The 9,018-nt window shown below is 66.7% G+C and carries 9 protein-coding genes; 3 read left to right on the top strand and 6 right to left on the bottom strand.

The window, feature by feature from the left end:
- Positions 1-194 precede the first annotated feature (194 nt).
- Complete coding sequence (locus BO1_RS47480) at positions 195-1,610, bottom strand: aminotransferase-like domain-containing protein (RefSeq protein WP_028223587.1); 1,416 nt, start codon at positions 1,608-1,610, stop codon at positions 195-197.
- Positions 1,611-1,751: 141 nt separating this feature from the next.
- Here BO1_RS47480 and BO1_RS47475 point away from each other — a divergent pair, with 141 nt between their 5' ends.
- Together BO1_RS47475 and BO1_RS47470 are read left to right on the top strand one after the other, a co-directional pair.
- On the top strand, positions 1,752-3,080 hold the full coding sequence (locus BO1_RS47475; protein ID WP_028223586.1) for an aspartate aminotransferase family protein: 1,329 nt from the start codon (positions 1,752-1,754) through the stop codon (positions 3,078-3,080).
- A 251-nt stretch (positions 3,081-3,331) separates the two neighbouring features.
- Positions 3,332-3,580 carry a hypothetical protein gene (locus BO1_RS47470; RefSeq protein ID WP_028223585.1) on the top strand — a complete coding sequence of 83 codons (249 nt, stop codon included), beginning with the start codon at positions 3,332-3,334 and terminating at the stop codon, positions 3,578-3,580.
- Positions 3,581-3,634: 54 nt separating this feature from the next.
- On the opposite strand, the gene pcaC is transcribed toward BO1_RS47470, so the two are convergent.
- The 5 genes from pcaC to BO1_RS47445 form a co-directional block, all read right to left on the bottom strand.
- On the bottom strand, positions 3,635-4,054 hold the full coding sequence (gene pcaC, locus BO1_RS47465) for a 4-carboxymuconolactone decarboxylase (RefSeq protein WP_028223584.1): 420 nt from the start codon (positions 4,052-4,054) through the stop codon (positions 3,635-3,637).
- A complete protein-coding gene (pcaD, locus tag BO1_RS47460; protein WP_028223583.1) occupies positions 4,051-4,842 on the bottom strand; it encodes a 3-oxoadipate enol-lactonase in 792 nt (263 codons plus the stop codon). The genes pcaC and pcaD overlap by 4 nt, the downstream gene beginning before the upstream one ends.
- A 4-nt stretch (positions 4,843-4,846) precedes the next feature.
- On the bottom strand, positions 4,847-6,226 hold the full coding sequence (locus BO1_RS47455) for a 3-carboxy-cis,cis-muconate cycloisomerase (protein ID WP_043289161.1): 1,380 nt from the start codon (positions 6,224-6,226) through the stop codon (positions 4,847-4,849).
- 116 nt (positions 6,227-6,342) lie between these two features.
- On the bottom strand, positions 6,343-7,002 hold the full coding sequence (locus BO1_RS47450; RefSeq protein WP_028223581.1) for a 3-oxoacid CoA-transferase subunit B: 660 nt from the start codon (positions 7,000-7,002) through the stop codon (positions 6,343-6,345).
- 15 nt (positions 7,003-7,017) lie between these two features.
- The gene (locus BO1_RS47445) at positions 7,018-7,719 is read right to left on the bottom strand and encodes a 3-oxoacid CoA-transferase subunit A (protein WP_028223580.1); all 702 of its coding nucleotides are present in this window, start codon (positions 7,717-7,719) and stop codon (positions 7,018-7,020) included.
- 339 nt (positions 7,720-8,058) lie between these two features.
- Between BO1_RS47445 and BO1_RS47440 the strand changes: the two genes are divergently transcribed.
- The gene (locus BO1_RS47440) at positions 8,059-8,982 is read left to right on the top strand and encodes a LysR family transcriptional regulator (protein ID WP_028223579.1); all 924 of its coding nucleotides are present in this window, start codon (positions 8,059-8,061) and stop codon (positions 8,980-8,982) included.
- Positions 8,983-9,018 lie beyond the last annotated feature (36 nt).

Genomic DNA, 9,018 nt, shown 5'->3' with positions numbered 1-9,018 from the left:
TCTGCAAGGAAAACTAGGGGCGCTGCCCGGCGAATGCGCAGGAATACTTCCGAGAAAATATGCTGGAGTCCTACTAATACCCGTACAGAGCAACTGGCGCGCGCCGCAAATCCTGGCGCGCACGCTGCGCGACCGGCCGCGCGCGCTGTACGGAACGATCTAGCGGTTTGTGTGGCGCGCGGGGCAGCCGTGCTTCACGACGACCGGCTGCCGACCCGCTCGATGAACCGCCACAGCGCGTCGTTGAGCGAGTACGGCGCGTTGAAGCGGAACCAGGCGCTGGCCGCATCGTCGGTGCAGAAGTACGAGCCGGGCGCGAGCCAGATGCCGTCGGCCAGCGCCGCCGTGGCGATCGCGCCAGCACGCGCGGCCTCCACGGGCAGGCGCACCCACACGAAAAGCCCCGCGCGCGGCCGGCAGAACGGCTCGAGGCCCAGCGCGTCGAGACGTTCCTCCAGCGTGGCATGCGCGGCCTTCAGGCGCTCGTTGACAAGCTCGACGTGGCGCGCATACCGCCCTTCGAGCAACACCTTGTCAACGATGCGCTCGATCGTCTCCGACGACGTGAGCCCCACCGCCATCTTCGCGCGCGCCAGCTCGCGCAGCACGTCGCGCTCGGCCACCACGTAGCCGCAGCGCAGCGACGGCGTCACCGTCTTCGAGAAGCCGCCCACGTAGAGCACGCGCTGCAGCCCTTCCATCGCCGCCAGCAGCGGCGCGCCGGGCGGCGCGAGCTCGCGGCTCACATCGTCCTCCACCACCCACATGCGCTCGCGCTCGGCAATCTGCAGCAGGCGAAACGCATTCGCCATCGTGTAGGTCGCGCCAGTCGGATTTTGCAGCGTCGTGTTCACGAATATCGCCTTGGGCCGATGCGCGGCCACCTGCTGCTCGAGCGCGTCGAGGTCGAGCCCGGCCGGCGTGCGCGGCACACCGTGCACCGCGAGCCCGGCGAGCTTGAGGATCTGCAGCAGGTTGCAGTAGCCCGGGTCCTCCACCAGCACCGCATCGCCGGGACGCAGCAGCGTGCGCACGATCAGGTCGAGCCCCTGCGTCGCGCCCTGGGTGAGCAACACGTTGCCGACTTCCACCGGCAGCCCCTGGCGGTCCAGCTGCGCGGCAATGCGCTCGCGCAGCGGCGCGAAGCCGTACGGATGCCCATAGTCGCCCAGCCGCACCGCGGGCACGCGGCTCGTCGCGCGCAACGCGTGATGCAGGCCCGTCTCGTTGATCCACTCGCTCGGCATCCAGCCGCAGCCCGCCTTGATCGGCACGGAGTGGTCGGCGAACACGTCCGAGAGCAGCCAGGTGGCGGTGAGCGTGGGCGGCTGCCAGACCGCCACGCTCGGGCGCGGCGCGGTCTCGCGCGGCGCCACGCGGTAGCCCGAGCCGCGCCGCGCCACCACCAGCCCCATCGAGACGAGCCGGTTGTACGCCTCGGTCACCGTATAGGTGGAGAGCGCATGCGACTGCGCGAGCTGCCGCACCGAGGGCAGCAGCGCGCCGGTGCGCAGCGAGTTCGCTTCGATCGCGTGCGCGAAGCCCCGCACGAGCTGCTCGACGAGCGTCATGGAGGCGCCGCGGCCACGTTCCAGTTCAAGTTCGATCATGGGAAAAGTCGATGGGGCAGGCAGACCAATACAGTTGCGTCAAATTGTCCAGCACGGTTATCAGCGCAGTATAGAGACTGTATATGCCGCCGTTCAAGCCCGGAGGCTACAGTCTTCGAAACCACTAGGAGGAGCAAACCCATGACTTCGCGCCCCGTCATCGACGATCTGTCGTCGTTCTGGATGCCGTTCACGGCCAACCGTCAGTTCAAGGCCGCGCCGCGCCTGCTCGAGTCGGCCAAGGGCATGTACTACCGCACGAGCGACGGCCGCGAAGTGCTCGACGGCAGCGCGGGGCTGTGGTGCGTGAACGCCGGCCATGCGCGCGAAGAGATCGTCGCCGCCATCGCCCAGCAGGCCGGCACGCTCGATTTCGCGCCCACCTTCCAGATGGGCCACCCGCTCGCCTTCGAGGCAGCGCGCAAGATCGCCGACATCATGCCCGCGGGTCTCGACCGCATCTTCTTCACGAACTCGGGCTCGGAGTCGGTCGACACGGCGCTCAAGATCGCCCTCGCCTACCACCGCTCGCGCGGCGAAGGCCAGCGCACCAAGCTCATCGGCCGCGAGCGCGGCTATCACGGCGTGGGCTTCGGCGGCATTTCGGTCGGCGGGATCGGTGCGAACCGCAAGGCGTTCTCGGGCCAGCTCCTGCCCGCCGTCGATCATCTGCCGCACACGCACAACCTCGAGCACAACGCGTTTTCGAAGGGCCAGCCCGCATGGGGCGCGCATCTCGCCGAAGACCTCGAGCGCATCATCGCGCTGCACGACGCCTCGACCATCGCGGCCGTCATCGTGGAGCCGGTGGCGGGCTCGACCGGCGTGCTGATCCCGCCGCAAGGCTATCTGCAGCGCCTGCGTGAAATCTGCACGAAGCACGGCATCGTGCTGATCTTCGACGAGGTGATCACGGGCTTCGGCCGCCTCGGCAAGGCCACGGCGAGCGAATATTTCGGCGTCACGCCCGACATCATCACGATGGCGAAGGCGATCAACAACGCGGCCGTGCCGATGGGCGGCGTGGCCGTGAGCCAGACGATCTACGACACGGTGGTAAACAGCGGCGCGCCGGGCGCGATCGAGCTGTTCCACGGCTATACGTATTCGGCGCACCCGCTCGCCGCCGCGGCTTTGATCGCGACGCAGGACCTGTATCGCCGCGAGGGGCTCTTCGAGCGCGCCCATAGCCTCGCGCCGAAGTTCGAAGCCGCGGCCCATGCGCTGCGCGACGCGAAGCATGTGAAGGATGTCCGCAATCTTGGCCTCGTCGCGGGCATCGAGCTCGATTCGCGCGATGGCGCGCCGGGCGCGCGCGCCTATGAGGTGTTCGTCAAGTGCTTCGAGGCGGGCGTGCTGATCCGCTTCACGGGCGACATTCTCGCGTTCTCGCCGCCGCTCATCGTCACCGAGGAAGAGATCGAGCGTCTGTTCGGCACGGTGCGCGACGTGCTGGCGAAGGTCCAGTAACCCAGGCGCTATCGCTCACGCACCCCGCTCATTGCGCCGCGCCCTCAAGCGCGGCGCAATGAGGTGAGTAGACAGCCAGGCGGCCCGCGGCAACATGTGCGCGGGCCGCTTTTTTGCGCCTGTATCTTTCAGTTTGCTTTTTCCCGTGCCTGGTCCGGCGGTCACGACACGCGCACGGCGCGCGGCATCGGCGTATCGTTGGTCTATCGACACTGCGATGCCGCTCGCAGGCGGCGGCGGGAGGAAGGGCCATGAAGACACCGATCCGTATGGGCGCGCATATCGAAGGCGTCCACTGGGTGGCGGAATATCTCGCGTCGACGCATGAGATCCGTGTGTTCCGCGACGGCCGCGCAGTCGACACGTTTGCGGCGCCGGCCGCGCTATTGGGCGAAGAAGACGATGCGGGTTCGGCCAGCGACGAAGCGAGCCGCGCCGAGGACGCCGCCGTACTCGCCGTCCTGCGGCGCTACGTGGCCGAAATCAATGCCGAAGAGTGAGTGCAATGAGGGGATGAACCGGGGCGCACATGGCGCGCGCCCCGTTGCGCAGGACTAGCCCTGCGCGCCGCCAGACGGCGCTGCGCCGGACGCCGCGGCGTCTTCCTCGCGGAAGATGCGATCGGCGAGATGGAACGCCGAATTGGCTGCGGGCACGCCGCAGTAGATGGCGGTCTGCAGCAAGACTTCCTTGATCTCGTCGCGCGTCACGCCATTGTTCTTCGCGGCGCGCAGATGCAGCGCGAGCTCCTCGCTGCGATTGAGCGCCACCATCATGGCGATCGTGAGCAGGCTGCGCGTGTGGCGCGGCAAACCCTCGCGCGTCCAGATCTCGCCCCACGCGTAGCGCGAGATGAGCGTCTGGAATTCCTCGGTCAGCTCAGTGCGGTTCGTGATCGAGCGGTCGACGTGCGCGTCGCCCAGCACCGCGCGACGCACCGTCATGCCCGCTTCGTAGCGCTCGTCTTCGTTCATTTCGACTCCAGCAGGAAGCCCAGCACGGTCTGGTTGAACTCGTCCGCCAGCTCGACGTTCGAGATATGCGAAGCGTTCAGCTCGACATAGCGCGCGCCCGGCACCGATTCGGCCAGCTCGCGGCCTTGCGCGGGCGTGGCGGCCAGGTCGTGGGTACCCGAGATCACGAGCGTGGGCGCCTTGATCGACGCGGCCTCACCCCGCAGATCGGCGGCATTGATCGCTTCGCAGTTCGAAGCATAGCCATCCTTGTCGGTATGCACGAACACATCGCGCGCCTGATCGATCACGAGCGGGTTCTTCGCCATGAATTCGGCCGTGTACCAGCGCGGCAGCACCGCATCGGCCAGCGCGAGCATGCCTTCGTTGCGGGCCTTCGCCGCGCGCGGCACCCACACTTCGGGCGTGCCGATCTTCGCCGCCGTGTTGCACAGCGCGAGGCGCTCGATGCGGCTGCCAAAGCGCGCGCCGAGGCCCACGCCCGTCAGGCCGCCCATCGAGACCCCAGCGAAATGCGCGCGCTCGATGCCGAGGTGATCGAGCAGGCCAATCACGTCGCCGGTCAGCTGCTCGATGGTGTACGGGCCGGCCGGCACCGCCGAATGACCATGGCCGCGCGTGTCGTAGCGCAGCACGCGGAAATGCTTCGAGAAGGCGGCGAGCTGGGGCGTCCACATCGACACGTCGCTGCCGAGCGAATTCGACAGAACGAGCCACGGCGCCGTGGCGTTCTGCGCACCGTCGATGCGGTAGAACAGTTGCGTGTCGTTGACGGCTGCATGAGGCATGCGGTTACTCCTGATGAGTCTGCGATGAAGAATGGGGCGCGCGCACGCCATACGACGCGAGGACCGCGTCGACAAAGGCGTGCGCCTCACCCACGTAGTTGGCGGGATCGAGCAGCGCCTTCAGGCGCGCTTCGTCCAGATGTTGTGTGACGGCGGGATCGGCTGCGAGCACGTCGTATAGCGTGCGCCCCGTTTGCACCGCCGATTTCGATGCGTGCTCAACGAGATGATGCGCGTCCAGCCGCCCGATGCGGTCGCCGAGCGCGAGCATCACGGCCTCGCCGAGAATCAGGCCATGCGTGACGTTCAGGCTGGCCGCGAGGCGCTCGGGCCGCACTTCGAGGCCGCCGGCGATCTGCTCGATCTGGGCGAGCGCGCCGCCCGCCAGACGCGCGAGCTCCGGCAGCGCGTCCCATTCGGCCTGCCAGCCGCCGAGCGCGCGCTCGTGTTCCTGCACCATGCCCGCGAAGACGGTGGCGACGAGGCCCGGGGCACGCGTGGCAGCGGTCAGGACTGCTGCGCAACCCACCGGATTGCGCTTGTGCGGCATCGTCGAAGAACCGCCCTTGCCTGCCGCAGCCGGCTCGCCCAGTTCGCCGATCTCGGTTTGCATCTGCAGCGAGATATCGCGCGCGATCTTGCCGAGCGTGCCGATCAGCATGCCGAAGAACGAGGCGGCCTCGGCAATGCGGTCGCGCTGTGTATGCCAGGGCAGCGCGGGCGCCGCAAGGCCCAGTTCCTTCGCGAGTTCCGCGCTGACCTTCGGCGCCGCCTCGCGCAGGCTCGCGAGCGTGCCCGCCGCACCACCGAATTGCAGCACCAGCGCGCGCTCGCGCAACGCCGAGAGGCGCTCGCGGTGACGCAGCATCGCGTCGAGCCATTGCGCGAATTTCAGGCCGAGCGTGATCGGCAGCGCTTGCTGCAGCCAGGTGCGCCCGACCGCGGGCGTCGCGCGATGCGTGCGCGCGAGGTCGGCGAGCTTCGCGCAGGTGGCGTCGATCCCGCTTTCGATCAGCGCGAGCGCGTCGCGCAATTGCAGCACCGTGGCCGTGTCGATGATGTCCTGGCTCGTCGCGCCCCAGTGCACATATTTTGCGGCTTCGGGATCGGCGTCCTTCACGCGCGCGGTCAGTTGCTTGACGAGCGGAATCGCCAGGTTGCCGCCCAAGGCGGCGTCTCGCGCGAGCGCTTCGGCGTCGAGCCGGTCCGGCTCGCAGGTCGCGACGATAGCCGCCACGGCGCTCTGCGGAATCACGCCGTGCGCCGCCGACGCCCGCGCCAGCGCCGCTTCCACGTCGAGCATGCGCTGCAGCGTGGCGGTGGGAGACCACACGGCGTTCATCGGCTCGGTGCCGCAGATCAGGCTCGTCAGGCGTTCAATCATGGATCGGGATGAGTCGAGTGGAGATACACACAAACACAGATGGCGCGGCGCCCGGCCACCCTACAGCCGGACGCCGCGCCACGCGGGTGTTCATGCGATGAGCGCGTTGCAGCAGTTTAAGCCGCGCGGCGGTTCTGCGTTGCGTCGATCAGCGGCACGCCGGCCAGCTTTTGCAGCGCGTCGAAGTCGATGTCCGAATAGATCTCACGCACGGCAAGGCCTTCCGGCGTCACGTCGAACGCAGCGACGTCGGTATAGACGCGACCGACACAGCCCACGCCGGTCACCGGATACGAACACTCGGCGACGAGCTTGCTTTCGCCCTGCTTCGTGAGCAGCTCCATCATGACGAACACCTGCTTCGCGCCCAGTGCGAGGTCCATTGCGCCGCCCACTGCCGGAATGGCGTCGGGCGCGCCGGTGTGCCAGTTCGCGAGGTCGCCCTTCACGGAAACCTGGAACGCGCCGAGCACGCAATAGTCGAGGTGGCCGCCGCGCATCATCGCGAACGAGTCCGCGTGATGGAAGAACGCACCGCCCGTGAGCAGCGTCACGAACTGCTTGCCCGCGTTGATGAGTTCGTCGTCTTCCTGGCCGGGCGCCGGCGCCGGGCCCATGCCGAGCAGGCCGTTTTCGCTGTGCAGGAAGATTTCTTTGCTCGGGTCGAGGTGGTTGGCCACCAGCGTCGGCACGCCAATGCCGAGATTCACATAAGCGCCCTCAGGAATGTCCTGAGCCACGCGTTGAGCCATTTCGTCGCGATTCAAACGTTTCATTTCTTGACTCCGTACTCAGGCAGCCTGGCCGGCTTGCAGCGCCAGATGCGCCGGCTGCGGCACTTCAACGACGCGCTGCACGAAAATGCCGGGCGTCACGATGTTTTCCGGGTCGAGCTCGCCGAGCGGCACGACCTGAGTCACCTGGGCGATGGCGACCTTCGCCGCGCTCGCCATGATCGGGCCGAAGTTGCGCGCCGTCTTGCGATAGACCAGGTTGCCCCAGCGATCGCCCTTGTAGGCCTTGATGAGCGCGAAGTCGGCGTGCAGCGGCGCCTCCAGCACGTAGTGGCGGCCGTCGATCAGGCGCGTTTCCTTGCCTTCGGCGAGCTTGGTGCCGTAGCCCGTGGGCGTGAAGAAGCCGCCGATGCCGGCGCCCGCCGCGCGGATGCGCTCGGCCAGATTGCCCTGCGGCACGAGTTCGAGCTCGATTTCACCGGCGCGGTAGAGCGCGTCGAACACATACGAGTCGGTCTGGCGCGGGAACGAGCAGATGATCTTGCGCACCCGCTTGGCTTTGAGCAGCGCAGCGAGACCGGTGTCGCCGTTGCCTGCATTGTTGTTCACGATCGTGAGCTCGCGCGCACCCTGCGCGATCAGCGCGTCGATCAGTTCCGACGGCATGCCGGCCGTGCCGAAGCCGCCGATCATCACCGTGGCGCCGTCGTGCACGTCGGCGACGGCGGCTTGAAGCGAATCGAAAATCTTGTTGATCATCACTGTTCCTGAAAGCGATGCGCATCGCGGAAAGTCCACGTCACCCGATCGCGAAAAAGTTCTATATACGAACACTGATTCGTTTAGCGAACGTCCAGCGCATTATCGGAGCCGAAATGTGCACTTGTCAAGGCGGGACTTCCTGAGGCAGCCATCCAGTGCAGGCGGATTCATCGGAGGAAATCCAATGCATTGTCATTGCGCAAGGCATTGGACTGCAGGCGATGCGTGTCGTGCGAGATGCAGTGAGCAAATCCCCCAATATCGCGCAATCGAATTCATGCTCTACTGTTTATTGCGTTTCAACATAGTGCACCCCGCCGCCAGCGCGTCTTTCCCATGCAAGAACTCGACCTGAATCTGATCCCCTACCTCGTCGCGATGGAGGAAACGCGTAACGTGAGCCGCGCCGCCGAGCGCCTGGGCGTGAGCCAGCCGCGCGTGAGCACGGCGCTCGGCAAGCTGCGCGAGTATTTCGGCGACCCGCTGTTCGTGCGCACCTCGCGCGGCATGGAGCCCACGCCGCGCGCACTCGGCCTCATCCCGGCCGCGCGCGACGCGCTCATCCGCATCGAAAAGGGCATGCTCGAAGCGCAAGACTTCGACCCGGCCACCAGCACGCATACGTTCTCGATCGCCCTTTCGGACGTGGGCGAGATCGTGTTCCTGCCGCGTCTCTTGCAACTGTTCGCCAAACGGGCGCCCAACGCCAATCTGCGCTCGGTCTCGCTGCCGCACAGCCAGGTGGAACGCGGCCTCGAATCGGGTGACATCGATCTGGCCGTCGGCTACTTCCCCGACCTCGGCGGCAACAACTTTTTTCAGCAGCGCCTTTTTACGCACCGGTTCATCTGCCTGATGCGCAGCGGCCATCCGCTCGCCGGCAAGCCCATGACGCTCGAGCAATTTCTTGCACTCGGGCACGCCGTCGTGCGTGCAGAGGGACGCAGCCAGGAAGTGCTCGAGCGCTTTCTGGAGAAGAAGCGCCTGCACCGGCGTGCCGTGCTCGAGACGCCTCACTTCATGAGCCTGCCGTTCATTCTCACGCGCACGGACTTGATCGCGACCGTCCCGCATGCAATCGGCTTCGCCTACGTATCGGAACACGCCTCGATCGCGCTGGTGGAGCCGCCGCTTCCCTTGCCCCGCTTCGACCTCAAGCAGCACTGGCACCGCAAGTACCATAATGCGCCGCGCGGCGAATGGCTGCGCAGCGTGGTGGCCGAACTCTTCAACGATGCGATGGACGAATGGCCGAAATGAATCGCGCGATGAATGCTGCAGTACAAGCCGTTAAGG

The organism is Paraburkholderia oxyphila NBRC 105797 (assembly GCF_000685075.1).
GTDB classification, from domain to species: domain Bacteria; phylum Pseudomonadota; class Gammaproteobacteria; order Burkholderiales; family Burkholderiaceae; genus Paraburkholderia; species Paraburkholderia oxyphila.
The sequence above is the reverse complement of the archived record's forward strand: the minus strand, read 5'-3'. Positions and strand labels throughout refer to the sequence as shown.